Origin of the sequence: Colwellia sp. BRX10-3 (assembly GCF_014077505.1) — a bacterium.
Lineage (GTDB): Bacteria > Pseudomonadota > Gammaproteobacteria > Enterobacterales > Alteromonadaceae > Cognaticolwellia.
Genome location: NZ_JACGWA010000022.1, coordinates 1 through 26,248 on the forward strand (window position 1 = coordinate 1; position 26,248 = coordinate 26,248).

The 26,248-nt window shown below is 39.3% G+C and carries 20 protein-coding genes and 1 riboswitch; of the genes, 8 read left to right on the plus strand and 12 right to left on the minus strand.

Features of this window, described 5'->3' with window-relative positions; genetic code table 11:
* Positions 1 to 188: 188 nt before the first annotated feature.
* The 10 genes from H4J38_RS16470 to H4J38_RS16515 all read right to left on the minus strand — a co-directional run bounded on the left by H4J38_RS16470 (position 189) and on the right by H4J38_RS16515 (position 11,139).
* Positions 189 to 1,340 (minus strand): patatin-like phospholipase family protein, encoded by a 1,152-nt coding sequence (locus tag H4J38_RS16470; RefSeq protein ID WP_182133510.1) that lies wholly within the window; start codon positions 1,338 to 1,340, stop codon positions 189 to 191.
* Positions 1,341 to 1,542: 202 nt separating this feature from the next.
* On the minus strand, positions 1,543 to 1,902 hold the full coding sequence (locus H4J38_RS16475; protein WP_182133512.1) for a DUF3718 domain-containing protein: 360 nt from the start codon (positions 1,900 to 1,902) through the stop codon (positions 1,543 to 1,545).
* A 65-nt stretch (positions 1,903 to 1,967) separates the two neighbouring features.
* A riboswitch (cyclic di-GMP riboswitch) is annotated at positions 1,968 to 2,066 on the minus strand.
* 241 nt (positions 2,067 to 2,307) lie between these two features.
* Positions 2,308 to 2,964 carry a 3-oxoacid CoA-transferase subunit B gene (locus tag H4J38_RS16480; RefSeq protein ID WP_182133514.1) on the minus strand — a complete coding sequence of 219 codons (657 nt, stop codon included), beginning with the start codon at positions 2,962 to 2,964 and terminating at the stop codon, positions 2,308 to 2,310.
* Between the two features lie 13 nt (positions 2,965 to 2,977).
* The gene (locus tag H4J38_RS16485; protein WP_182133516.1) at positions 2,978 to 3,676 is read right to left on the minus strand and encodes a CoA transferase subunit A; all 699 of its coding nucleotides are present in this window, start codon (positions 3,674 to 3,676) and stop codon (positions 2,978 to 2,980) included.
* A gap of 108 nt (positions 3,677 to 3,784) precedes the next feature.
* Positions 3,785 to 4,714 carry a hydroxymethylglutaryl-CoA lyase gene (locus H4J38_RS16490; RefSeq protein ID WP_182133517.1) on the minus strand — a complete coding sequence of 310 codons (930 nt, stop codon included), beginning with the start codon at positions 4,712 to 4,714 and terminating at the stop codon, positions 3,785 to 3,787.
* The gene (locus H4J38_RS16495; RefSeq protein ID WP_182133519.1) at positions 4,714 to 6,726 is read right to left on the minus strand and encodes an acetyl/propionyl/methylcrotonyl-CoA carboxylase subunit alpha; all 2,013 of its coding nucleotides are present in this window, start codon (positions 6,724 to 6,726) and stop codon (positions 4,714 to 4,716) included. Before H4J38_RS16495 ends, H4J38_RS16490 begins: the two co-directional genes overlap by 1 nt.
* 5 nt (positions 6,727 to 6,731) lie before the next feature.
* Positions 6,732 to 7,613, minus strand: a complete 882-nt coding sequence (locus tag H4J38_RS16500) for an enoyl-CoA hydratase/isomerase family protein (protein WP_182133521.1) — start codon at positions 7,611 to 7,613, stop codon at positions 6,732 to 6,734.
* 14 nt (positions 7,614 to 7,627) lie between these two features.
* Complete coding sequence (locus tag H4J38_RS16505; protein WP_182133523.1) at positions 7,628 to 9,235, minus strand: carboxyl transferase domain-containing protein; 1,608 nt, start codon at positions 9,233 to 9,235, stop codon at positions 7,628 to 7,630.
* A 264-nt stretch (positions 9,236 to 9,499) separates the two neighbouring features.
* Positions 9,500 to 10,669 carry an isovaleryl-CoA dehydrogenase gene (locus H4J38_RS16510; RefSeq protein ID WP_182133525.1) on the minus strand — a complete coding sequence of 390 codons (1,170 nt, stop codon included), beginning with the start codon at positions 10,667 to 10,669 and terminating at the stop codon, positions 9,500 to 9,502.
* A gap of 77 nt (positions 10,670 to 10,746) precedes the next feature.
* Positions 10,747 to 11,139: a MerR family DNA-binding transcriptional regulator gene (locus H4J38_RS16515; protein WP_182133527.1), complete on the minus strand. Its 393-nt coding sequence runs from the start codon at positions 11,137 to 11,139 to the stop codon at positions 10,747 to 10,749.
* Positions 11,140 to 11,515: 376 nt separating this feature from the next.
* Between H4J38_RS16515 and H4J38_RS16520 the strand changes: the two genes are divergently transcribed.
* Both H4J38_RS16520 and H4J38_RS16525 read left to right on the plus strand, forming a co-directional pair.
* Positions 11,516 to 12,700 carry an acetyl-CoA C-acyltransferase gene (locus tag H4J38_RS16520; RefSeq protein ID WP_182133529.1) on the plus strand — a complete coding sequence of 395 codons (1,185 nt, stop codon included), beginning with the start codon at positions 11,516 to 11,518 and terminating at the stop codon, positions 12,698 to 12,700.
* Positions 12,701 to 12,928: 228 nt separating this feature from the next.
* Complete coding sequence (locus H4J38_RS16525) at positions 12,929 to 13,693, plus strand: hypothetical protein (RefSeq protein ID WP_182133531.1); 765 nt, start codon at positions 12,929 to 12,931, stop codon at positions 13,691 to 13,693.
* A 353-nt stretch (positions 13,694 to 14,046) separates the two neighbouring features.
* On the opposite strand, the gene H4J38_RS16530 is transcribed toward H4J38_RS16525, so the two are convergent.
* Both H4J38_RS16530 and H4J38_RS16535 read right to left on the minus strand, forming a co-directional pair.
* On the minus strand, positions 14,047 to 14,817 hold the full coding sequence (locus tag H4J38_RS16530) for an ABC transporter substrate-binding protein (protein WP_182133533.1): 771 nt from the start codon (positions 14,815 to 14,817) through the stop codon (positions 14,047 to 14,049).
* 592 nt (positions 14,818 to 15,409) lie between these two features.
* Positions 15,410 to 16,351, minus strand: a complete 942-nt coding sequence (locus tag H4J38_RS16535) for an AraC family transcriptional regulator (RefSeq protein ID WP_182133534.1) — start codon at positions 16,349 to 16,351, stop codon at positions 15,410 to 15,412.
* Between the two features lie 275 nt (positions 16,352 to 16,626).
* Here H4J38_RS16535 and H4J38_RS16540 point away from each other — a divergent pair, with 275 nt between their 5' ends.
* From H4J38_RS16540 to gmhB, 6 genes are all read left to right on the plus strand, one after another.
* The gene (locus H4J38_RS16540) at positions 16,627 to 20,022 is read left to right on the plus strand and encodes a methylmalonyl-CoA mutase family protein (RefSeq protein WP_182133536.1); all 3,396 of its coding nucleotides are present in this window, start codon (positions 16,627 to 16,629) and stop codon (positions 20,020 to 20,022) included.
* Between the two features lie 41 nt (positions 20,023 to 20,063).
* Complete coding sequence (locus tag H4J38_RS16545; RefSeq protein ID WP_182133538.1) at positions 20,064 to 21,857, plus strand: acyl-CoA dehydrogenase C-terminal domain-containing protein; 1,794 nt, start codon at positions 20,064 to 20,066, stop codon at positions 21,855 to 21,857.
* Positions 21,858 to 21,982: 125 nt separating this feature from the next.
* Complete coding sequence (locus tag H4J38_RS16550) at positions 21,983 to 22,993, plus strand: acryloyl-CoA reductase (protein WP_182133540.1); 1,011 nt, start codon at positions 21,983 to 21,985, stop codon at positions 22,991 to 22,993.
* A 101-nt stretch (positions 22,994 to 23,094) separates the two neighbouring features.
* The gene (locus H4J38_RS16555; RefSeq protein WP_182133542.1) at positions 23,095 to 24,192 is read left to right on the plus strand and encodes an enoyl-CoA hydratase/isomerase family protein; all 1,098 of its coding nucleotides are present in this window, start codon (positions 23,095 to 23,097) and stop codon (positions 24,190 to 24,192) included.
* A 30-nt stretch (positions 24,193 to 24,222) separates the two neighbouring features.
* Entirely contained in the window at positions 24,223 to 24,984 is a 762-nt protein-coding gene (locus tag H4J38_RS16560; protein ID WP_182133544.1) for an SDR family oxidoreductase, read from the plus strand.
* Positions 24,985 to 25,211: 227 nt separating this feature from the next.
* Positions 25,212 to 25,763 (plus strand): D-glycero-beta-D-manno-heptose 1,7-bisphosphate 7-phosphatase, encoded by a 552-nt coding sequence (gene gmhB / locus H4J38_RS16565; protein WP_310733492.1) that lies wholly within the window; start codon positions 25,212 to 25,214, stop codon positions 25,761 to 25,763.
* Positions 25,764 to 26,248 lie beyond the last annotated feature (485 nt).

Genomic DNA, 26,248 nt, shown 5'->3' on the forward strand with positions numbered 1-26,248 from the left:
CAAGTGTCGAATTAGTTCGCTTTGACAATAAAAGTGGCCGAGCGGTTACACAAGCTTGCAACAATTCTCAATTACTACCTGCAGTTACCACAGGTTTAATTTATGAAACAGCATGTGAAGAAGCGACGACAAAAAATAAGAAGACATATTGGCTAGAAAAATTATTTGGCAATATTAAATATGAAATATTAAATATTAAGGAATTCACGTATTTTACTATCTTGCTCAAGTGCATCGTTAAACCCAAGGTTAATTAACTCTTTACAGTAGTTTTTCTCAAACAATAAGTAGCTAAGTAAGCTAGACTCCGCATCATTACTTATACCAATACTTCGTAGTAATAATCTAATCGACATGGGCAGTTTATCGTAATACTTTACGGCAATACTGTTGAAGTTGTGACTCGGGTTTAGCACGTAAGATTCGATATTTTTTAAACCTGTAGTGTTCTTTTTATTTTCGTCGGGTATTAATGATAAGGTATGGTTAACTCTTTCCATACGTTCAATATCACTTTGTAAGGTATCTGAGAAAACAGAATCTAGTAAGTGGCCCGCTATTGAGGCTGTTGTTGGCGGATGAGGATTATTCTCAAGCGCATGAATGGGTTCTTTGGGTTGTTCAACACCAACAATAAATATTTTTTCTGCGCCTAGGTGTATTGCAGGACTTAACGGCGAAAGTTGATGCACTGAACCATCGCCCAAATGATGTCGTTTCACTTTTTCTGATGGAAATATTAATGGAATGGCTGCTGATGCCATTAAATGTTGACTGTTCAATTGCGTAGGCTCGCCACGTCGCTTTGATCTAAACCATGGGGAAATTGACTCTTCTGATTGAAAAAAACTGATAGAATCGCCACTGGTATAACTTGATGCCGTAACCGATACCGCAGAAAGATAGCGACGTCTTATATTGGTATCGATTCGGCTAAAGTCCACTACGGTTTCGAGCAGTTGCCTAAGCGGCGCATTATTTAATAAACTTCTGGCATTTTTATTGGCATAATCTGCTTGAAAGCCTCCCAGAAAACCTCCTATTATGTGACTAGATACACGTATAGGATCAGTATGATAAATTCTGCCAGGATCAAGGTTTTTCCACACCCATTCTAATTTTTTCACTGCTAGTTGAAAACATGAGGCATAACAAGCTAATGCGGTAGAGTTAATAGCGCCTGCAGAAGTACCACAAATAATTGGAAAAGGAACACCATGATTGCGTGGCATGAACTTAGCTATAGCAGATAAAACACCAACTTGATAAGCAGCACGAGCACCACCTCCTGTTAATACTAAGGCGTTATTACTGGTAATGTAGCTGCGTTTGTTGGGCATTAATTAAACCGAATTGATTGAGTAAAAGCTTTGGCATGATTTTAATCAGTTTTATGCAGCGTGGCTAGCTGAAATTAGTTTTTCACGAAATTCAGGTGAAAAAAAGATCAGCTAATGCTGACCTTTTTAATGACACAAGAATTATTAACTAGTAAAACATAGAACTTACTTTAAGTATAAACGCCTACAAGAAAATAAATGTCTAGCTGCTAACGCGTTCGTTTGCAGCGTCGATTAATGGTTGCGATCCATTCTGGAATACTGCCAAGTTAGCAGAAACGGTTTTCTTTGGTAATTTACTTATCATCAAAGAGCCTGTCTCAACTGAACCCTTAGTGGCTGCGAATTCCAACAAGTTTTGACCATTACATTGGATACCTGAGAAGATATTACGAATTTTTAATTTATTCGTCTTTAAAAATGAACGCATACGTCTTTTGTCGTCAGCAGCAACATACTCACATACACTTTGTGCAATGTCAGCAGCTTGCGCTTTCGGCGCGGTTATAATAGACGTCATCGTTAAAGCAGTAATGGTTGTAACTAGTAATAATTTTTTCATTTTAATAACCTTTTATAATACAATTAGAGTTAGTAAAAGAAAAAACCACAGGATGTACCTAATAACACGGTAACTCCGCTGTCGTAGATAAATATAGTATTATATTTGTCCTTAGACCGGTGGTTTTGCGTAACACGTTTTCGCGTGTTTTGCCTTTTCTTTGTCAACTTTAGTATCTCCAAATCCGTAGTAAATTGCAACCCATCTGTACAGACTGTGCGGAATTAGCGACATTATATTTGTAAAGTCGTGGTTTAAACACTGGTGATGTCAGAGTTTACATTTATTAAATTGTTAATATTAATGAAAAATATACTTAAACAATTGTATAGTTTAGTTTGAATAATAAAAAAAGGGGCTAGAGCCCCTTAATATATATTTTATTCAGTAGTGGATTAAATCACTTTATAATTGCATTTCAGGCACGTCGCCATCAACAATAAGTTCACCTTCAGTTAATGAAATTATTTCTTCAACTGAAACACCAGGTGCACGCTCTAATAAGTAAAACTTGCCATCTTTAATTTCGATAAAGGCGAGGTCGGTCAATACTTTTTTAATGCAACCTTTACCGGTTAACGGCAGCGTACAGTTACTTAACAATTTAGATACGCCATGTTTTGAGGCGTGGGTCATGGTCACAATAATATTGTCAGCACCGGCGACTAAATCCATTGCACCGCCCATGCCTTTAATTAACTTGCCGGGGATCATGTACGAAGCAATATTACCGTTAACATCAACTTCAAAAGCGCCCAAAACAGTTAAATCAACATGGCCACCACGGATCATCGCGAATGACTCAGCTGAATCAAAAATTGATGCACCTTTTGCCATGGTCACCGTTTGTTTACCTGCGTTGATTAAGTCGGCGTCAATCTCTGCTTCGGTAGGGAATTGTCCCATGCCAAGTAGGCCGTTTTCAGATTGGAGCATAACCTCCATGCCTTCAGGTATATAGTTTGCCACTAAAGTAGGAATACCAATACCTAAGTTAACGTAGAATCCGTCTTGTAATTCTTGTGCAACTCGCTGTGCTAGTTGTTCTCTTGTTAAAGCCATAAATTACTCCTTACTAACTGCGAATAGTGCGCTGTTCAATGCGTTTTTCGAATGTACCTAAAATTAAGCGATTAACATAAATACCAGGAGTATGAATGTGATCAGGGTCTAACTCGCCAGGTTCAACAATCTCTTCGACTTCGACAACGGTTATTTTGCCTGCAGTTGCCGCCATAGGATTAAAGTTACGTGCAGTTTTTCTAAACACTAAGTTGCCATAACGGTCAGCTTTCCAAGCTTTTACAATGGCAAAGTCACCTTTAATCGCTGGCTCTAAAATGTAATGTCTGCCGTCAAATTCACGCTCTTCTTTACCTTCGGCCACTGGTGTTCCGTAACCTGTTGCGGTAAAGAAAGCTGGAATACCGGCACCACCAGCCCGCATTTTTTCGGCTAAGGTACCTTGAGGCGTTAATTCAACTTCAAGCTCACCGTTCATCATCTGACGTTCAAACTCGGCATTTTCACCAACGTAAGATGCAATAATTTTTTTGATTTGACGATCAGGAAGTAAAATGCCGAGACCAAAATCGTCAACACCGCAGTTATTTGAAACAACGGTTAAACCTTTAGTGCCTTTACGCTTAATTTCGCTTATTAAGTTTTCTGGAATACCACATAAACCAAAGCCACCAGCAATAACCGTCATATTGTCTTCAAGACCGGCCATTGCTTCTTCATAGCTTGACACTACTTTGTCAAATCCTGCCATTATTTAATCCTCAATAATAATTTTATCTTTATTCTTGTTGGCTGATTTACATAAATTTTATTATAAAAATCAGAAAATTTTTATTTCAATGTTATCTAAATACTGATCTCATTTTGCACGATATGCCATCGACACTTTAGAGATCGGCGCTTTACCTAATTTGTCGCTAATAAACCAACCAGCGGTAAGTAATTTGTCGAAATCAATGTCGGTCGCTATTCCTAAACCATTTAACATATATAACACGTCTTCGGTTGCCACGTTTCCTGATGCACCTTTAGCATAAGGGCAGCCACCAAGTCCTGCAATAGCACTATCGACTACCTTAACACCAGCTTGTAATGCAGTGTAAATATTGGTTAACGCTTGGCCATAAGTATCATGAAAGTGTACGGCTAATTTTTCAACCGGTACCTTAGTACTAACCGCCTGTAACATTTTGCTTACGCTTGCTGGCGTGCCGACACCAATAGTGTCACCAAGTGAAATTTCGTAACAGCCCATTTGGTATAACTTTTCGGCAACTTTTGCTACTTGTTCTGGTGCAATATCACCATCGTAAGGGCAACCAACTACACAAGAGACATAACCACGTACAGGAATATTAGCTGCTTTGGCCGCCTGCATAATTGGTTCAAAGCGTTGCAAACTTTCTTCAATTGAGCAATTGATATTCTTTTGACTGAACGCTTCTGAAGCGGCGCCAAAAATAGCCACTTCATTGGCATTAACGGCCATGGCGGCTTCAAAGCCTTTCATGTTAGGCGTTAGTGCGGCGTAAGTAACACCTTTTTTGCGTTTAATACCGTTGAAAACGTCGCTAGATGTTGCCATTTGTGGCACCCATTTAGGTGATACGAAACTGCCACTTTCAATGTAGCTAACTCCAGCATCGGCCAGTTGCTCAATTAGCGCTATTTTATCTTGAGCGCTAATGTGAACTTTTTCATTTTGCAGACCATCACGTGGACCAACTTCTACTATTTTTACCGACGTTGGTAACGAAACTGGCAGTGAAGGTGTAAATGCATCAGTCATTATGCGTCCTCTGGGGTAAATGCGACTAATTCAGCACCACCGTCAACCATATCACCATCTTTATAATAAATGGCATCTACAACACCATTACTTGGCGCGCGAATGGTATGCTCCATTTTCATCGCTTCCATTATCATTAATGGTTGATCTGCAATAACGCTGTCACCAGATTTTATTAATACTGACACCATAGTGCCGTTCATTGGCGCAACTAAGCCACCATGGCTATCGTCACCGGTATTATCGCCACAGTCGGGTAAAATATGGGTGAAGTTAAACACGCCATTTTGATGATAAAGACTAATTTGGTTAGCATTTTGTGCGATGGTTGCGTGACTGCGGTAGCCATCGATACTGGCATACAAAGTGTCGTTTTCAATTCGCCCCTGGCAATCTACAGTTTGTCCATCAACCGTAATTAAATAATAACTACCACTGCCTTGGCGTTTTTGCTCAACGACAATCGGGTATTCTGTGCCATTATGAGCCAATACCATGTGATGAATGTTCGCTTCATTTAAGCGCCAAGCATTGGTCATGTTCCAAGGTGAAAATGGGTCGTTAGTTTTTGCGGCTTTTACTTGTGCCTGTAATGCTTGCGACAACACTAAATAAAGCGCCGCCATCGGCAACTCACCGGCTAGGGCTTGTTCACTTTCATGGAATATTATTGCTTGGTTTTTCTCAATAAAACTGGTGTCGATATCCGCGTTAACAAAGGGTGCACACGTGGCTAAATTATATAGAAAGTCGATATTTGTCGTCACACCATTAATGCGATATTCAGATAAGGCTTTTGCTAAGCGTTGTAAGGCTTTTTCACGGTTTTCATCCCAAACAATTAACTTTGCAATCATAGGATCGTAAAACACGCTAACTTCATCACCTTGACGAACACCAGTATCTACTCGTACAAATTCACTTTCAACCGGTGGTTGTAAAAAGTCTAGTTTGCCCGTAGCAGGTAAAAAGTCATTGTTTGGATCTTCTGCATAAATACGTGCTTCAAAAGCATGCCCATTGATTTTTAATTCGTGTTGGGCTTTGGGTAACACTTCACCAGCCGCTACGCGTAATTGCCATTCGACTAGATCTTGGCCAGTAATTAATTCAGTAACCGGGTGCTCTACTTGTAAGCGAGTATTCATTTCCATAAAGTAAAATGAACCATCTACATCAAGCAAGAACTCAACCGTACCTGCTCCTTGATAACCAATAGCTTGAGCAGACTTTATGGCCGACTCACCCATTTGAGAGCGCAGTGCTTCACTCATGCTAAAAGCAGGGGCTTCTTCAATAACTTTTTGATGACGACGTTGTACTGAACAGTCACGTTCGAACAGGTATACTGCGTTTTGATGATTATCACAAAATACTTGAATTTCAACATGGCGTGGTTGCGTTAAGTACTTTTCAACCAACATAGTATCATCACCAAAAGATGATTTAGCTTCGCGTTTAGCAGCAGCGAATCCTTCAGAAAATTCGCTTTCATTCCAAACTTGGCGCATACCTTTACCACCGCCACCAGCCGTAGCTTTTAGCAATACCGGATAACCCATATCATCAGCAGCTTTTTTAATTACGGCTTCAGATTGGTCATCACCATGATAGCCTGGCACTAAAGGCACTTGTGCCTTTTCCATAATGTTTTTAGCTGCAGATTTTGAGCCCATAGCTTCAATGGCGGCAACCGGTGGGCCAATAAAGGTAATACCTTCTTTGGCACACATACGACAAAAGTCAGCATTTTCAGAAAGAAAACCGTAACCCGGATGAATAGCTTGCGCGCCAGTTCGTTTCGCCGCTTCAATTACTTTTTCTGACAACAAGTAACTTTCGCGTGAAGGTGAGCCGCCAATGTGAATAGCTTCATCCGCCATATTAACGTGCAGTGAATCAGCATCAGCATCAGAATAAACCGCGACGGTTAATATACCCATTTTTCGGGCGGTTTTAATAACACGACAGGCGATTTCACCACGGTTAGCAATTAGTATTTTAGTAAACATGAATATTATCCTTCGCCTTTATTTGTTGATGTTGTTGGCTCTGCTGAACTGCTTGACGTTGCTAAGTTGATAGGCGCGGCTTGCCAAGCAGGTTGGCGCTTTTCAAAAAATGCCGTTAGGCCTTCTTGACCTTCTGCAGAAACACGAATTGCGGCAATACGTTCGCTGGTTTCTTTAATTAATGTCTCGTCAATATCTTGGTAGGCAACATCGAGTGCTAACTGTTTTGCTTGTCGCACCGCTAACGGGCCATTGGCTAATAAGGTATTTATCATTTTAGCAACCGCAGAATCTAACTCTGTTAACGGGTAAATTTCATCGACCAAACCAAGTTGTTGTGCTTTGTCAGCAAAAAATCGTTCAGCGGTTTGGAAATAACGTCTGCTAGCTTTTTGGCCAATAGCATTAACTACATAAGGGCTGATGGTCGCTGGAATTAGACCTAGCTTGACTTCACTCAAACAAAAACTCGCTTTTTCACTAGCCAGCACAATATCGCAACAACTGGCTAGGCCAACTGCGCCGCCAAAAGCCGCACCTTGCACTTTAGCAATGGTAGGTTGTGGTAAAAAGTTTAGGTTTTTTAACATTTGCGCTAGGGCGTTTGCATCCGACAAATTCTCTTCATAAGAGTAAGATGCCATACGCTGCATCCAGCCTAAATCTGCACCTGCAGAAAAGCTTTTTCCTGTTGACGCTAGCACCATGACATTGATGTCATCACACAGTGCTATTTCTTTAAATAGTTGGTTTAGCACATAAATAATGCTGTCATCAAAGGCGTTGTGCTTATCAGGATTATTTAATGTAACAGTAGCTACGCCGCGGCTATCAACGTCGAACAATACTTGTTCGCTAGGGCTTTTTATATTGCTATGTGAAAACATGTTAAATTACCCCCTTACATTCTAAATAGACCAAATTTGGTCTCTTTGATAACTTTATTTAGTGACGCTGAAATAGCTAAACCTAGTACTTGACGAGTTTCTGCAGGGTCGATAACACCGTCATCCCATAAACGCGCAGAGGCGTAATATGGATGACCTTGGCGTTCGTAGTCATCAATAATAGGTTGTTTGAAGTTTGCTTCTTCTTCGGCGCTCCATTGCTCGCCAAGCTTATCTTTTTGATCGCGTTTAACTTGCGCTAATACACCCGCAGCTTGTTCGCCACCCATTACTGATATACGAGAATTTGGCCACATAAATAAGAAGCGTGGGTCATAAGCGCGGCCACACATGCCGTAGTTGCCCGCACCGAAACTACCACCAATTAAAATGGTAAATTTAGGTACTTGCGCAGTAGCAACAGCCGTCACCATTTTTGCGCCATGTTTTGCGATGCCGCCAGCTTCGTATTGTTTACCCACCATGAAGCCAGTAATGTTTTGTAAGAATACCAAGGGAATTTTTCTTTGCGCACATAGCTCAATAAAGTGAGCGCCTTTTTGTGCAGATTCACCAAATAAAATTCCATTATTGGCGACAATGCCGACTTGATAGCCGTAGATACGTGCAAAACCACAAACTAAGGTTGTACCGTAAAGCGCTTTAAATTCATCAAACTCACTGCCATCAACCACGCGGGCAATAATCTCGCGCACGTCAAAGGGTTGGCGAGAGTCTTTTGGTACTATGCCGTAAACTTCTTCTATAGCATATGCCGGTTCAACCACTTCTTTAATCGCCATTTGTACTGGTTTAACACGGTTTAAGTTACCAATAGCACTACGAGCAATTTCTAATGCATGATGATCATTTTGTGCCATGTGATCGGCAACACCTGAGGTACGACAATGGACATCAGCACCACCTAAATCTTCAGCACTAACCACTTCACCGGTGGCCGCTTTGACTAAAGGCGGGCCTGCAAGAAAAATAGTACCTTGTTCTTTAACAATAATAGATTCATCGGCCATGGCGGGAACATAAGCGCCACCTGCGGTACATGAACCCATAACCACGGCGATTTGAGGAATGCTTTGTGCTGACATATTGGCTTGGTTAAAGAAAATACGACCAAAATGTTCTTTATCAGGGAAAACGTCATCTTGGTTAGGTAAGTTTGCACCGCCTGAATCTACTAGGTAGATACAAGGTAAGTTATTTTCTTGTGCAATAGTTTGCGCGCGTAAATGCTTTTTAACGGTTAGCGGAAAATAAGTACCACCTTTTACGGTCGCATCGTTAGCAACAATAATACACTCTTGGCCACCAACACGGCCGATGCCGGTAATAATTCCAGCAGCAGGCACGTTATCGTCGTAAACTTCATAAGCGGCTAATTGTGATAATTCAAGAAAGGCCGAGCCTGGGTCGAGTAGGGCATAAACGCGATCTCTAGGCAGTAATTTACCCCGAGATAAATGACGTTCGCGACTTCGTTCGCCGCCACCCAACTTAATTGTTTCTAACTTTACTTTTAAGTCATCGACTTGCACTTTCATATGGGCAGCGTTTTCGATGAATTCAGGGCTGCGGGGATTAATTTTCGATATTATCTTAGCCACGGTATAACCTTCTATTTTGTTGATCTTTTGCTTCGTCAGAGCATATTGATATTGTTGTCAATTCACTAATATTTAATTAAATACTTCATTAGTTATAAGTGTTCAATAGCAATAGTCACTGGAGTTATTATGTGTTTTCTCTGAATCTAAATAATTGATTTAGCAAAGCCATTTAGTTGATACGAGAATAAAAGTGCTAAGCTTAAAGCGTAAGTAAGCACTTTTGACAAAAGTATTGATTAAATGGCTGAGCCTAAACCTTTATTAAACTGATTCGTTGAACAATTCTCGGCCTATTAGCATACGACGAATTTCTGATGTACCAGCGCCAATTTCATATAACTTAGCGTCACGTAATAAACGACCCGCTGGAAATTCATTAATGTAACCGTTACCACCGAGTAACTGAATTGCATCTAAGGCCATTTTGGTCGCCAGTTCTGCAGAGTATAAAATAACACCTGCGGCGTCTTTGCGCGTTGTTTCGCCGCGATCAGCTGCCATCGCACATAAATAAGCATAAGATTTTGCTGCATTCATTTGCGTGTACATGTCGGCAATTTTGCCTTGAATTAATTGAAATTCACCAATGGCTTGGCCAAATTGTTTTCTGTCGTGAATATAAGGTACGACTAAGTCCATACAAGCATCCATAATACCTAGCGGGCCACCAGTTAATACTAAACGCTCGTAATCTAAGCCTGACATTAGTACGCGAACGCCTTTGCCTTCTTCACCTAAAATATTTGTCGCCGGTACTTCACAATCTTGGAAGACTAATTCACAGGTATTAGAGCCACGCATACCTAATTTATCGAGTTTTTGATGACGAGAAAAACCAGGGTAGTCACGTTCTACGATAAAAGCAGTAATACCTTTAGAACCAGCACTAGTATCGGTTTTGGCATAAATGATAAAAACATGCGCGTCAGGACCGTTAGTGATCCACATTTTATTGCCGTTAAGAATGTACTTATCGCCTTGCTTTTTCGCGTTCAGCTTCATGCTAACCACATCTGAACCTGCGTTTGGCTCAGACATCGCTAATGCACCAATATGTTCACCGGTACAAAGTTTAGGTAAGTATTTTTCTTTTTGCTCGTGGCTACCATTTTTGTTTAATTGGTTTAAACATAGGTTAGACATAGCGCCGTAACTTAAACCAACAGAGGCTGAAGCACGTGAAATTTCTTGCATTGCAACCATGTGCTCTAAGTAACCTAAACCAGAGCCACCATATTGCTCATCTACAGTCATGCCCAATAAACCTAAATCGCCAAACTTGCGCCATAAGTCGTTAGGAAATTCATTATCAATATCTATTTGTGCTGCACGAGGGGCTATTTCGTCACGGGCAAAAGCGTTAACTGTGGTGCGGATCATGTCAACGGTTTCACCCAAGTTAAAATTCATTGATGAGAAAGTAGAAATCATAGTAGTACCTTTAAATAATTGTTTGTCGTGTTAACACTTAAGTTGCTGGCGTTAGCTGTTACTTTGTTTATAGCTTGTTACTTATCAATAGAGGCAAGCGCATTTTGACAGTTGTTTTCCAAACCGGTTAATTCAATCAACACAGCTTGAATGTCTTCTAGCTGTTGGTTTAAATCGTTTTTCTTGTTGGAAATTAAATCCATAATAGTTTTTAATTGCGTTGCACTTGAATTGTCCGCATCGTAAAGCTCAAACAAGCGACCTGTTTCAGCTAATGAAAAACCTAAGCGTTTACCACGTAGAATTAACTTTAGTCGAACTCTGTCTCTTTGGTTGTATATTCTTGTTTGTCCTTTGCGAGTTGGCAATATTAAACCTTGGTCTTCGTAAAAACGAATACTGCGGGTGGTAATATCAAATTCTCTCGCTAACTCACCAATAGAGTAGGTGACAGGGGTCATATCGCTCATTCTTATTGCTCGACGTTAATTTGTTTTTTATCTATGCAATACCTTACAATAAGTTTACGTTAACGTAAAGTGCAAGCATTAACTTAAGTCTCTATTTAAGTCTCTATATTGTATTTTCATCATAGTCAGCAGCAGAGTGCTTTAAAAGCTGAAGTTAATACAAAGCCGATTACTCATCTGTAAAGAATGATTGTCGATTTCGTTAAAAATTAGCATGGCTAGACTAAAGATCCATAAAGTTTACGTTGGCGTAAAGCTGATTTTGCGTTAATCTGTGGCGCAATTCTTGTCGATGTTTGTAAGAATTTATCTAAAATTGTCGGATAAATACTGAATAAATGTCGAGTAATATCGAACAACACTTTCGGAGAGCCTTATGTCTACTCAAGATCCTATCGTTATCGTTGCTGCAAAACGTACCCCTATGGGCGGTTTTATGGGCGGTTTATCAGCAGTTAGTGCTACCACTTTAGGTGCTACAGCTATTCGTGGTGCTATGGCAGCCGCTAATTTATCTAATGATCAAGTCGATGAAGTGATCATGGGTTGTGTATTACCTGCTGGCTTAAAGCAAGCACCTGCCCGTCAAGCGGCATTAGAGGCTGACTTAGACCTGTCTACGACTTGTACTACGATTAACAAAGTCTGTGGGTCAGGTATGAAAGCGGCTATGCAGGCGCATGATGCTTTATTAGCGGGTTCTATTGACGTTGCCATTGCTGGCGGCATGGAAAGCATGACTAACGCACCACATTTATTACCGAGTGGCAGAGCAGGTATTAAAATGGGTCACGGTCAAGTCCTTGATCACATGATGACTGACGGCCTAGAAAATGCCTACGACGGTATTGCCATGGGTTGTTTCGCACAAGCAACCGCTGATGAATCTGCATTTACCCGTGAAGATATGGATGCTTATGCTATTCGTTCTCTAGAACGTGCAAATGCTGCTATTGCTGATGGTGCATTCGTTAATGAAATATCACCAGTAACCATTAAATCTCGTCGTGGCGACTCAGTGTTTGAAATTGATGAACAACCAGGTAATGCGCGCCCAGATAAAATTCCTAGTTTGCGTCCAGCATTTAAAAAAGACGGTACAATTACTGCTGCTAACTCAAGCTCTATTTCTGATGGCGCAGCCGCATTAGTCATGATGAAATTATCTGAAGCACAAAAACGTGGTTTAACGCCATTGTGTAAAATTGTTGCTCACGCGATGCACGCGCAAAAGCCAGCAGAGTTCACCGTAGCACCGGTTGGCGCGATGAAAAAAGTATTAGCAAAAGCTAACTGGACAACCGCTGATGTTGATTTGTTTGAAATCAACGAAGCCTTTGCCATGGTGACTATGCTAGGTATTAAAGAACTAGATCTAGATGTTACGAAAGTAAATGTTAACGGCGGTGCTTGTGCATTAGGCCATCCGTTAGGTGCCAGTGGCGCTCGTATTATGGTGACGTTAATTCATGCCTTGAAAAACCGTGGCTTAAGTAAAGGCCTTGCGTCTTTATGTATTGGTGGCGGTGAAGCAACTGCGATTGCCGTTGAAATGATGTAGTCAATCATTTAGTTAAGCAAGCCCACTTATTTGTGGGCTTTTTTGATCTTATGGTGATCAGCCTTTTCAAGGCTATTAGCTTTATATGTTTATTGCATTTTAAATATAAAGAAATACTTAGTAACATTTGTGAAAGTAATTCTTATTGAATTATTAATACAGATTTAGGTATAAAGGCTGAGTATTTAATAAACTGACCATTAAAATAATAACAGGGAATTTATAAAATTGAATAATATTCAATCTACAGTTTTGGCACTTCTTACCCTCACCATTTCACAAAACGTTTGGGCTGACAGCTTATCCGATTTACAACAAGCTTTGGTGATGTTAGACGGTAACCATGCAGTCTCCGGTGTATTAAGTGTTTCCTTTTCAGAATCTAGAGGCGAAGGGAAAGATAAGAAATTAAAAACGGGCGCGATTAAATCTACACTGTCTGAAAGTATCGAAGGCTTAGATATTCGTTATTCAAAAGATGTGTTAGTGCAAATAGCACAAGAAAATCGTCTTAAAATGGCTGATGAAGAAGCTGATACGCCAGCATTAAATGGTGCAGAAATATTATCAGCGTCATCATTAATTCCAATCCTTTCATCGGCACAAACAATTTTAGATGCTATATCAAAAGGTCAATTCAGAGGAGAGACCCAAATTGAATATTTTGAACAGCAAGTTAGGGTATTGGACTTTGAATTACCGTTAGAAAGTTTCATCGATGATAAAAAAACCCGAGGTTATGTCAATAAATTCAAAGGCAGTTATAAAGTGTTGATTAATGATGAAGGTGTGCCGGTTGAAACTCGCCTAACCTATTCAGGAAAAGGTAGCGCTTATATCTTTTTTTCTATGTCTGCGGAAAGTGAAATCACCTCACAGTTTCAAATTGAAGGTACTCGTTTGGTCAGAATTAACAAAACGGTAGAGTCGAACTCTTCTTCTACATTTAATGACCGTACTTATAGTAGTACCTGGAAATTAGCACTGCTGTAAATTGTATTTGATGTGATTTTTAAGGTTTTGATAACCATTGTTAAAAAGCTAAATAGTGGTTTAAATGAAAATGTGTTTTCTTATTTCAGTTGCTTTGTCACTGATTTGCTTTAATTGAATAATGTAAAACAGTGAAATTGACCTTATAACAATAGCTACGGTAGCTCATATCAGATTTTCAATATTGAGCTTAATTTAATCGTGCAGTTGACTAGTTGAATTTACCGGCTGGAGCTGCCAAAAATGGTTAGTCACCTTAGCTGGTATATCATCACTTTGACATGAAAACAGATATAATTACTTGAGAATTTAAGAGTACTTTATTCTCAGTAAAGACATTAGTCACTAGCCTGCTAATTTTTACTATTCTCTATGTTTTTATAATTTTGCAATAAATCTTTATATGCTTGGCTGGATTTATAATGATCGAGAGCTATGGCAAACTTTTTGGCGATAGCTAACTTATTTCGAACTTTTGAAAATACCAAGTAACTATTGTCTGAAGCCACTGGTTGTTCAAAAACATGGTAAAGTTCATTTACCTCTTGCTCTGAATGTACCTGTAAAAGGTTTCTTCTTGAGCCGATAATAACGTCTACTCTCTCTAAATTTAGTAACTTGGTCAATACTTCTTGGCTAGGTGTTGGTATTTCATATTTGGAGAGATAGCTAGCGGTATCAAAAGGGTCACCATATTTATAATCTCTACCAACAGCTATCGTATAGGGAATTAAGCTGGTCAGATTGCCATTAAATACTATTTCGTTTCTTCGGTGAGATAAAATAATAGGATAGGTTTTTACACTGGAGATGATATTTCCATCTAAGAAGTGAGCAAATTTTTCTCTTTCTTCTGTATGCGAGACATGAGACATAGCATCAAACTTCCCCTGTTTAAAGTCAAATAATCCTCGACTCCAAGGAAGGCTTTCGAAACTTACCGTTAACCCCAGCTCATTTGCTACTGCTTGAATTAAATCGATATGTATCCCTGTTAGCTTACCATTTTCCACGTACTCAAAAGGAAAATAGTTTCCATCGCCACGGACTATGGTAATTGTTTCTTCAGCATTCAAAGTTAAGCTGAGGAAGCAAAGACAACACACAAAAATTAAGTTCTTCATTATGATCTTCAACCACCACCATATAGATATATACAAAGCTTCCAGTCTATTTTAGCTTTTTGTGTATGTAAAATTCTATATTATCTAGGTTTTGTGATAGATACAAATTTTTGAGGGTAAACAACAACGATTAACTTTTCGTCTCAAAAAATACTCATGAGAGTTATTTTATTGTAAATACAACTGGACCGATTTTATAAATTTTTTTTATACTACTGGACAACCCTTTCGCTCATGATCGCCATCAAATGTATTCAGTTTAATACCCTATTCTAGGATGTAGATGTCTTTGGTATCATTGATGCTACTGCTGAAAATTGCTTTATTTGTTACTTTGGCGATCATAGCGACTCCATTATTTTGAGCGTAATAGTTATTATCGGCGACACTCAGAAATAATAATATTGGGTTAAGCTATGCCAATTACATGCGATGAAACTGCAATGAGTTCAGTTTAGTTGTTGAAAAATAGACCATGGCTTATATACACCTATGCTGCAGTTAAATAAACCAATTTAAAACGTAGATTAAACAACGCTAGGAGGTGTCGCTCGAATAGCAAAAATGTCAGGATGTTAACAAGTTCTGATGCTCATGAACTATGGCGAGAATCACGATATTGTTTCGGTGAAATACCGACTAATTTTTTGAACAGTCGTGAAAAATAGTAAGGGTCGCTGTAACCTAAGTCGTTTGCAATGTCTTTAATGGCAATATCGCTATTATCGAGTTGTGAACAAGCATGTTGAATTTTCATATTAATAAAGTGTTGAATAGGTGAACTGTCGGTTAGTTCTTTAAATTTTTTCGCGAAGTGAAATTTAGATAACTGACTATAATGCGCTAACGTATCTAAGCTCAACTCTTGATGCAAACTGTTGCGCATTAATGCCTCAACCGCTTCTAAATCAAAACTCGAACTGTTATTAAGCATGGTTAAACGTAATTGCAACGCGAGAAAGCTTAAGGCTTGCTGCAAAATATGCACTGCATGTATTACGTTAGTGGCGGTATAGCCGCGCGCGCCTAGGGCTAATAAATGATCAAAGTCGCTAACAATATTTTTCAACACACCAACATGCGCCACACCACTGTCCATTTTCATCAATAACCGTTCGGCAAAGTCTTGCGCCAGCGTACCCGTAAAATTTATCCAATAGACAATGTTGTCAGTAGCTTTGCTGTCACGGCTGCTGGGTTGTTTGTCGTTATGACTAGACTTAATTAGGTTTTCTTGTGTTTTGTCTAGGGTAAAAGTGAAAGCGGTATTGGGATTAATAATAACAAGATCGCCACGTTCTATTATTCTTACTTTACCTTGGTAGTGTAGTTTTCCTGCGCCGGACAAGCAGTAAATTAAGCTATGTGAATGATTATTTTCTTGCTGAAGCTTATAGTTGTTATTTGCTTGTGTTATGCCCAAAGAAACTGGATATAAACCGTCGGTTAGTCGATGTTTAGCTAACTTTTTTAATAAAAATACAGGGATAAATAAGCGAATGTCAGCCGATTTTGTTAGTTTTATATTTGACATGCTAGCCTAGAATATTTACATGGAATTGTTTGGTGGTCTAATCACAATATAGTCCATCAAATTAACAATAAAATCAATGTTCATTGCATTTTTAGTGTGTTCTAATTTATTCATTAAGTTTCCATTATCGAGTTTTACGACTAAAACTAGTGCATAAGTTCTATGTAGGTTGTGAACATTGAGATAGTTATTGCTTCACAATGCTACTGTTTTCGTTACCAATACGTTAAGCAGTCATTGTGAAAAAGCGATTTTGATAAATAAGAGAGTATGAGATGAATACTGAAAGATATCAGTTAAAAAATAAAATCCGTATTGTTACGGCGGCATCATTATTTGATGGTCACGACGCGGCTATTAATATTATGCGTAGAATTCTGCAATCAAGCGGTGCAGAAGTTATTCATCTCGGCCATGACCGCAGTGTTGAAGAAGTGGTAAATACTGCTATTCAAGAAGACGCAAACGCTATTGCTATGACCTCTTATCAAGGTGGTCACAATGAATATTTTAAATATATGTATGACCTGTTAAAAGAGCGTGGTTGTGAGCATATTCGTATAGTGGGTGGCGGTGGTGGTGTAATACTGCCTGATGAAATTAAAATGCTACAAGACTACGGCATTACCCGTATTTACTCACCAGATGACGGCCGAGCGCTTGGCTTATTAGGCATGATTGATGACATGCTAGAGCGTTGTGATTTTAAAACCGGTATTAATGTTAAAAAAGATGACGTAGCCAACTTAAAGAAAGGCGTGCCATTACAAGATAAAAAGCAAGCCATAGCGCGTTTAATTTCAGCCGCAGAAAACGCGCCAGAAGAAAACAAAAGCGACCTTGCCAAAATACGTAAAATTGCCACAGTAAGTAAAACGCCAGTATTAGGTATAACCGGTACCGGTGGTGCGGGTAAATCGTCATTAGTTGATGAGCTTATTCGTCGCTTTTTAATGGCAACGGATGATAGTAAAATCGCGATTGTGTCAGTTGACCCGTCAAAACGTAAAACCGGTGGTGCTTTATTAGGTGACCGTATTCGTATGAATGCGGTAAATAACGACCGTGTATATATGCGCTCGCTAGCAACACGTCAATCAAACTTAGCCTTGTCGGTTTATGTTAATGACACGTTAGATATATTAAAAGCGACCGACTTTGATTTAATCATTTTAGAAACCTCAGGCATTGGCCAGTCAGATACTGAAATTGAAGAGCACTCAGATGTTTCTTTATATGTAATGACACCTGAATACGGTGCGGCAACGCAGCTTGAAAAAATCGATATGTTAGATTTTGCTGACATTATCGCGTTAAATAAATTTGATAAACGTGGTGCACTTGATGCACTGCGTGATGTGAAAAAACAATATAAACGTAACCGTGGCATGTTTGAAGCTGGCGATGATGAAGTACCAGTATATGGCACTATCGCGTCACAATTTAATGACCGTGGTATGACTGAGTTATACAACGCGGTGATCACAGCGTTAAATACTAAAGCAGGCTTAACCGTTGGTGATCTCTTATCTACTGAAGGTACGTTAGCGAATAAGAGTAGTGTTATTCCAGGAAACCGTATTCGCTATTTATCTGAAATATCAGAAAGTAACCGCGGTTACGATACTTGGGTTGAAAAGCAAACAACGGTAGCTCAAAAACTTTATGGTATTCATCAAGCGATTGAAACCGCAAAAGAAACTGAGACAGACGTGTCAGCAGGTTTAGTTGCTCAACTTGAAGCATTATACACCCATGTCGAGTTAGATTTAGATCCAAAAAACAAATTATTGCTAGAGCAATGGGCAGATAAAGTTCAGCGTTATAAAGACCCTGAATTTAAATTTAAAGTGCGTGATAAAGAACTTTCAATCCAAACGCATACCAAATCATTGTCAGGTAGTGCAATACCAAAAATCAGCATGCCTAAATATCAAGGTTGGGGCGATATTTTAAAGTGGAACTTACAAGAAAACGTACCGGGTGAATTTCCATACACCGCCGGTTTGTTCCCATTCAAACGTGAAGGTGAAGACCCAACAAGAATGTTCGCAGGTGAGGGTGGCCCGGAACGTACTAACCGTCGTTTTCATTATGTGTCTAAAGGTATGCCTGCAAAACGCTTATCAACGGCATTCGACTCCGTAACCTTATACGGTAACGATCCGGCTATTCGTCCTGATATTTACGGAAAAATAGGTAATGCTGGTGTGTCTATTTGTTGTTTGGACGATGCTAAAAAGCTTTACTCTGGTTTTGACTTAGCACATGCCATGACCTCAGTTTCAATGACCATTAATGGTCCAGCGCCTATGCTGTTAGGTTTTTTCTTGAATACGGCGATTGATCAACAGTGTGAGCGTTTTATCACTGAAAATGGTTTAGAAAAAGAAGTCGCTGCAACGATTAAAAAAATCTACCAAGACAAAGGCTGTGAACGTCCAACCTACCAAGGTGAATTACCTGAAGGTAATGACGGTTTAGGCTTGATGTTATTAGGGGTAACTGGTGACCAAGTTTTACCGGCCGAGGTTTACCAAGCAATAAAAGCGAAAACCTTAACACTGGTACGCGGCACGGTTCAAGCGGATATCTTAAAAGAAGATCAAGCTCAAAACACTTGTATTTTCTCCACTGAATTTGCTTTACGCTTAATGGGTGATGTGCAAGAGTACTTTATTGATAAAGGTGTGCGTAACTTCTACTCAGTATCTATTTCTGGTTATCACATTGCTGAAGCTGGCGCGAACCCCATTACCCAATTGGCATTAACTTTAGCGAACGGTTTTACTTTTGTAGAATATTACTTAAGCCGTGGTATGGACATCAACGAATTTGGTCCTAACTTATCTTTCTTCTTCTCAAACGGTATTGACCCTGAATACGCAGTAATTGGCCGAGTGGCTCGTCGTATATGGTCAAAAGCCATGAAGAATAAATATGGCGCTAATGCTCGTGCACAAATGTTGAAATACCATATTCAAACCTCTGGTCGTTCATTGCATGCACAAGAAATTGATTTCAATGACATTCGTACCACGCTTCAAGCACTTTACGCGATAAACGATAACTGTAATTCTTTGCATACCAATGCTTATGATGAAGCAATCACTACACCAACCGAAGACAGTGTTCGTCGCGCGATGGCGATTCAATTAATTATTAACCGTGAACTGGGACTTTCTAAGAATGAAAACCCAATTCAAGGTGCCTTTATAATTGAAGAGTTAACTGATTTGGTCGAAGAAGCGGTATTAACCGAGTTTGATCGCATCAATGAACGTGGTGGTGTACTTGGCGCAATGGAAACCATGTACCAACGTGGAAAAATTCAAGAAGAAAGTATGCATTACGAGCATTTAAAACACTCAGGTGAATTCCCTATTATCGGTGTTAATACCTTCTTAAGTTCTACGGGGTCGCCAACGATAGTGCCGGAAGAAGTTATCCGCGCTACAGAAGAAGAAAAAACCTATCAAATTGAAATGTTAGCCAGTTTAAATAAAGCTAATGAAGCACAAGTAGAAGTATTACTTAAGCGCCTACAAACGGCGGCTATTAAGCATGAGAATATTTTTGAGCTGATGATGGATGCTTGTAAGGTTTGTTCATTAGGGCAAATTGTTAATTCATTATTTGAAGCCGGCGGTCAGTATCGTCGAAACATGTAAGCTTTGTTCAATTAATATAAGCAACCAGACGAGTATGAGTGATGAGTAATTACCAAGCGCCAATGCGTGATATGCAGTTTTTATTGCATGAAGTTTTTAATGCTGAGCAGTTATGGGCAACTATGCCTGCTGTGGCAGAGCTGATTGATAAAGACACCGCCGATGCGATTTTATCAGAAGGGGCAAAGTTAACCGCTAGTGTTATCGCGCCCTTGAATCGCAATAGTGACGAACAAGGTGCTATTTGGTCTAACGGTGAGGTAACAACTCCCGATGGTTTTGCTAAAGCGTATCAACTTTATTGTGAAGGCGGTTGGGGTTCGTTAAGTGGCGATCCTGAACATGGCGGCATGGGTATGCCAAAAATGTTGCAATCGTTTGTTGAAGAAATGACACAATCGGCTTCTATCTCATTTGCACTTTACCCAATGTTGACGGCGGGCGCGAGTTTGGCGCTTAGTGCTCATGCTAGCGAAGAAATGAAGCAAACTTACTTAGAAAATATGTATTCGGGTAAATGGGCTGGCACCATGTGTTTAACTGAACCACATGCGGGTAGCGATTTAGGCATAATGACAGCAAAAGCAGAAGCGCTAGACGACGGCAGTTTTGCTTTATCTGGCACCAAAATATTTATTACTGGCGGAGAACAAGACTTAACCGAAAATATTATTCATTTAGTATTAGCGAAAATACCAGGTGCGCCAAAAGGTCCTCGTGGTATATCAATGTTTGTGGTGCCTAAGTTTTTGTTAAACGATGATGGCAGTTTAGGCGCTAGAAACACTGTTACTTGTGGCTCTATTGAGCACAAAATGGGTATCAAAGGCTCGGCAACTTGTGTGATGAACTTTGATACAGCTAAAGGTTTTTTAGTCGGAGAGCAAAACAAGGGCCTTAACTACATGTTCACTATGATGAACTATGAACGTTTAGGTATGGGTATTCAAGGCGTTGGTGCGGCTGAAACGTCCTATCAGCAAGCGGCAGAATACGCCATTGAACGTATTCAAGGTCGTAGTGCTACCGGCATAAAATCAGCAGAAAAAAAAGCGGATTCACTTATTGTCCATCCTGATGTTAGAAAAATGCTGCTAACTATGCGAGCATTTAACGAAGGGGGCCGCTGTTTTTCTACTTATGTTGCTAAACAACTCGATATTGTTAAATTTTCTGCTGATGAAACTGAAAAACAGCAAGCTGAGCAGTTAGTTGCATTGTTAACGCCCGTTGCTAAAGCGTTTATGACTGACATGGCTTTTGAAAGTTGTAGCTTAGGGCAAATGGTTTTTGGTGGTCACGGCTATGTTCGTGAATGGGGTCAAGAGCAACTCGTGCGTGATGTGCGTATTGCCCAAATTTACGAAGGAACTAATGGCATTCAAGCGCTTGATTTACTCGGTCGTAAAGTCGTTGCTAATAAGGGCAAGTTTCTTGATGTTTATTTTACTGAGATAACAACATTTATTGAACAGCATGCTGATAACCATGCATTGACTCGTTTTGTTCAACCATTAGCTGGTGCTCTAGAAAAATTAAAAGCAGTTACTGGGTTAATTATTGTTGAGCACGATCAAGATAAAAATATGGTTGGTGCCTCGGCAAGCGATTATTTAGCCGCCTTTGGTTTGCTAAGCTATGCCTATATGTGGGCTTTGATGGCAGAAAAAGCATCAGCACATAACGAAGAAGATTTTTATCAATCAAAGCTTTACGTTGGTGAATTTTTTAATGAACGATTGTTGCCAAGAATTGATGGTCATATTCACGCTATTGAAGCCGGTAGTAAAAGTTTGATGGCCATGCCGGAAGGGCTCTTTAATTATAACCACTAATAAATACCCTAAGCGATTAGTAGAACAGGACTAAGTCTAACTGTATTGGTATTTCAGTTATTAAATGCTAGCTAAACTAACCCTTTGGCTTCGCCGATAAAATACATAATAGAGTGAGAAATAATATGTCGACAGTTCCTGATAAATTTACCGCATTTCGTATTCATAAAAATGATAAAACCATTACCAGTGGCTTTGAAAAAATAAGTCTTGATGACTTAACTGCTGGTGAAGTAATTATTAAAGTCGCCTATTCAGATATTAATTACAAAGATGCATTAGCGGCAACAGGTAAAGGACGTATTTTAAGAACGTATCCGTTAGTGGGTGGTATTGATTTATCAGGTGTTGTGGTCAGCTCAGTAGATTCGCGTTTTCAAACCGGCGATAAAGTGCTAGTTTGTGGCGCGCAATTATCAGAGCTTTATGATGGTGGTTATAGCGAGTATGCCCGCGTTAAAGCCGATTCAATCGTTAATTTACCCGCAGGTATGAGCTTGCGCGATGTAATGGCATTAGGCACTGCCGGTTATACTGCGGCGCTTGCGATACAAAGAATGGAAGATAATGGTCAAATTCCTGAACGCGGACCCATTGTAGTAACCGGTGCAACAGGAGGAGTTGGTAGCTTTGCTATTAATATGTTATCAAATATTGGTTATGAAGTTATTGCCTTTACTGGCAAAACAGAACAAGAACCTTACTTAAAAGCGTTAGGTGCAAGTAAACTCATTAATCGTAATGATATTGAAATGGGCACCAAAGCATTAGAAAATGCACAATGGGGCGGTGCAGTCGACAACGTGGGTGGTGATACTTTATCTTGGCTCACTCGTACTACTTGCGTGTGGGGTAATATTGCATCCATTGGTTTGGCTGGAGGCATTAAATTGGATTCGACCGTTATGCCTTTTATTTTAAGAGGTGTGAGTTTATTGGGTATCAATTCAGTGGAAATGCCGATATCAGTTCGTACCCAAGGCTGGCTGCGATTATCAACTGACTTGAAACCAACAAAACTTGCTTTAATTTCACCCTCAACCATCGAGTTTAAAGATTTACCTAACGCATTTGACGCTTATGTCGATGGCACAGTTACCGGCCGAACCGTTGTGGCTATTGATGCAACATTATAATGGTTTATTATATAGTTTATTAACAATGCAGTTAAATAGTGCAATTATATAGCGAAACTAAATAACAAAATTAACCAGTGAAATAGCGGGAACAAAACTGAATGAGTGATGTGATATTTACAGAGTTAAGCAGTACAAATAATAAAAAAATAGCCATAGCAGAACTTAATGCCCCTAAATCTCACAATGCATTAAATCTTTCGATGATTAAACTGTTAACCCAACAACTCACGTCTTGGCAACAAGATGACAGTATCGCTGTTGTTATTTTACAAGGCGCGGGTGAAAAAGCATTTTGTGCTGGGGGTGATGTTGTTAGTCTTTATCACTACCTAAAAGAGCTAGTGACACCAATAGATGATCAAGTCATTAAAACTGGCTTCGCTTATGATTTTTTTGGCCAAGAATATGTCCTTGATCAATTAATTCACAATTTTAACAAGCCCATTATGATCTGGGGCGATGGTTATGTCATGGGCGGGGGAGTAGGTTTGTTTGCGGGTGCCAGTCATCGCATCACAACTGAGCGTACTTTGATGGCCATGCCTGAAGTAACAATAGGCTTATACCCGGATGTAGGCTCGAGTTGGTTTTTAAATAAAACCCCTGACGAACTAGGACTATTTTTAGGGATCACAGGTGCTGTTTTTAATGCAGCAGATGCTAAATATATTGGCTTGTCGGATTATACTATTGATAGTTTATCTAAAAAGGATATTTTTGATCATTTATTAACAGTGGACTGGCAAGACAATAATAAAAATTATCAATTGCTAGATCAAACCTTGCTGGGGTTTTCTAATGAATTCGAGCATCACTTGCACTCGGAGTTAAAAGCAAATGAAGCGGGCATAGCCAAATTACTGGCTTTCGATAACATTGTTGATATTCACACAGCGATTCTAAATGTAAAAACAGAGAATAAGTGGCTGACTCAGGCAAAAAACAAATTGCAGGCGGGTAGCCCTCTTAGTGCTTGTATTATATATAGACAACTACAAACGACTAAATCACTGAGCTTAAGCGAATGTTTTGCCTCAGAGTTAAATTTAATCTTACGTTGTTGTCAATATTCTGAAGCTTGCGAAGGTGTTAGAGCGTTATTAGTCGATAAAGACAAAAATCCAAATTGGTCTTTTTCAAATATTAGTGATGTTGACAGTAAATTAATTGATTGGTTTTTTAGCCCATTCAACTAGATAATATATAATAGAGATAAAGGAAAAATAATGGATTTGAATAATAAAGTCATCGTGATCACCGGTGGTGGACAGGGTCTAGGTCGTTCAATGGCAATTAATTTAGCGACCCAGGGCGCTAAGCTGGCGTTAATTGATTTAAATGAAGCGCTTTTACAAGAAACAGTTAAATTAGTTGTAGAAGCGGGTTCAAGTGCAAAATACTATATTGCCAATGTCACAGATGAACCTGATGTTGAAAAAACGTTTAGTCAAATTAATAGCGACTTTGACGGTATTGATGGCTTGATTAACAATGCCGGCATATTGCGTGATGGTATGTTTGTTAAAGCTAAAGACGGCGTGGTGAGTAAAAAAATGTCACTGGATCAATTTCAATCGGTGATTGATGTCAATCTAACCGGCGTATTTTTATGTGGTCGAGAAGCGGCGGTTCATATGATAGAAGGTAAGCGCAAAGGCGTTATTATCAATATGTCTTCTATTGCACGCGCTGGTAATATGGGGCAAACCAATTATGCAGCTTCAAAAGCTGGCGTAGTTGCCATGACAGTTACCTGGGCAAGAGAGCTTGGTCGCCATGGCATTCGAGTTGGTGCTATTGCTCCCGGTGTTATTCACACCGCAATGACAGATGCAATGAAACCTGAAATGCGTGAACGTTTAGAAAAAATGAAACCAGTAGGACGCTTAGGTGAAGCTGATGAAATAGCCCATACCGTTAAATATATCTTTGAAAATGAATTCTTCACTGGTCGTGTTGTCGAAATTGATGGCGGCTTGTGTATGTAATGTTGAACAACACTTTTCGACATTATTATTTACAGAACTGAACAAAGGCTAACTAGTAATAATGAGTTATGTTTAGGGTAAACGATATGTTTTGAATACATCTGCGTTCATTGACATTCACACCTCGCGGCAGCAGTACTTTTATGCAAGTCGATGTGTATTAAACAAGGCCTTTTTAACTCATTGCTATAAAACAATACATTTTAAGAAGTTAAGTAAATAAAATTATGATGAATAAAGCACTTTTTCTAGATAGAGATGGCATTATTAACGTTGATCATGGTTATGTGCACAAAATTGAAGATTTTGAATTTGTTGATGGCATATTTGATCTCTGCAGATTAGCTACTGATAAAGGTTATAAAATTTTTGTCATTACTAATCAAGCAGGAATCGCTAGAGGCTATTATGATAAAACAACGTTTGAAGCATTATCGCAATGGATGGTTAATGTATTTGCCGATCAAGGCATAACTATAGCTAAAGTTTACTACTGCCCTCATCATCCTACTAAAGGCGTAAATAACTTTGTTATGTCATGCGTCTGCCGTAAGCCAGAACCCGGCATGATCATGCAAGCGCAACAAGAATTTTCAATTGCTCTAGCTGAAAGCATTTTTATCGGTGATAAAATTTCCGATATGCAAGCAGCTAGCAATGCAGGTATAGAATGTAGAATACTAGTTAATAGTCGCTACACTAATGAATCAACCTCTGAGCAAATTGAAGGTGTAAATCGGGTTAATACACTTAATCAGGTAAGTGACTATATTAAATAAGTTCATTTTATCTCCGTATTGTTCAAATAAAAAGCAAACAAACATATTTCCGTAATTAAATGCTTATTAGCTGTTGACGCGGAGCTAAAAATCTCTAAAATGCGCTCCACTTCTTCGGGACAAGTCGAAGAGGATGTTTTGATGAGTTATCTATTACAGTTCATACTGGTTTAGTTAACTTAACGTTTTAAAAAGAATTGCTTTGAAAGTTTAAAAAAACTTTTAAAATAAAACTAAAAAGCGTTGACATTAAAACTGAGTTGCGTAGAATACGCATCTCGCTTCAGGCAAGGCCTGTAGCAAAGAATTACTTTACGGTACAGAGCGAATGAGATTCTTACCGGTATCTTTTTAAAAGATACGTTCTTTAACAATTAGTTATCATGCAATTTGTGTGGACACTCACATTGATGTTGATTTTACATAGTCGGCGCTTTATTACTGCGGTTTACCGCGATAATAAACGAAGACGTAAAACAGCTTAA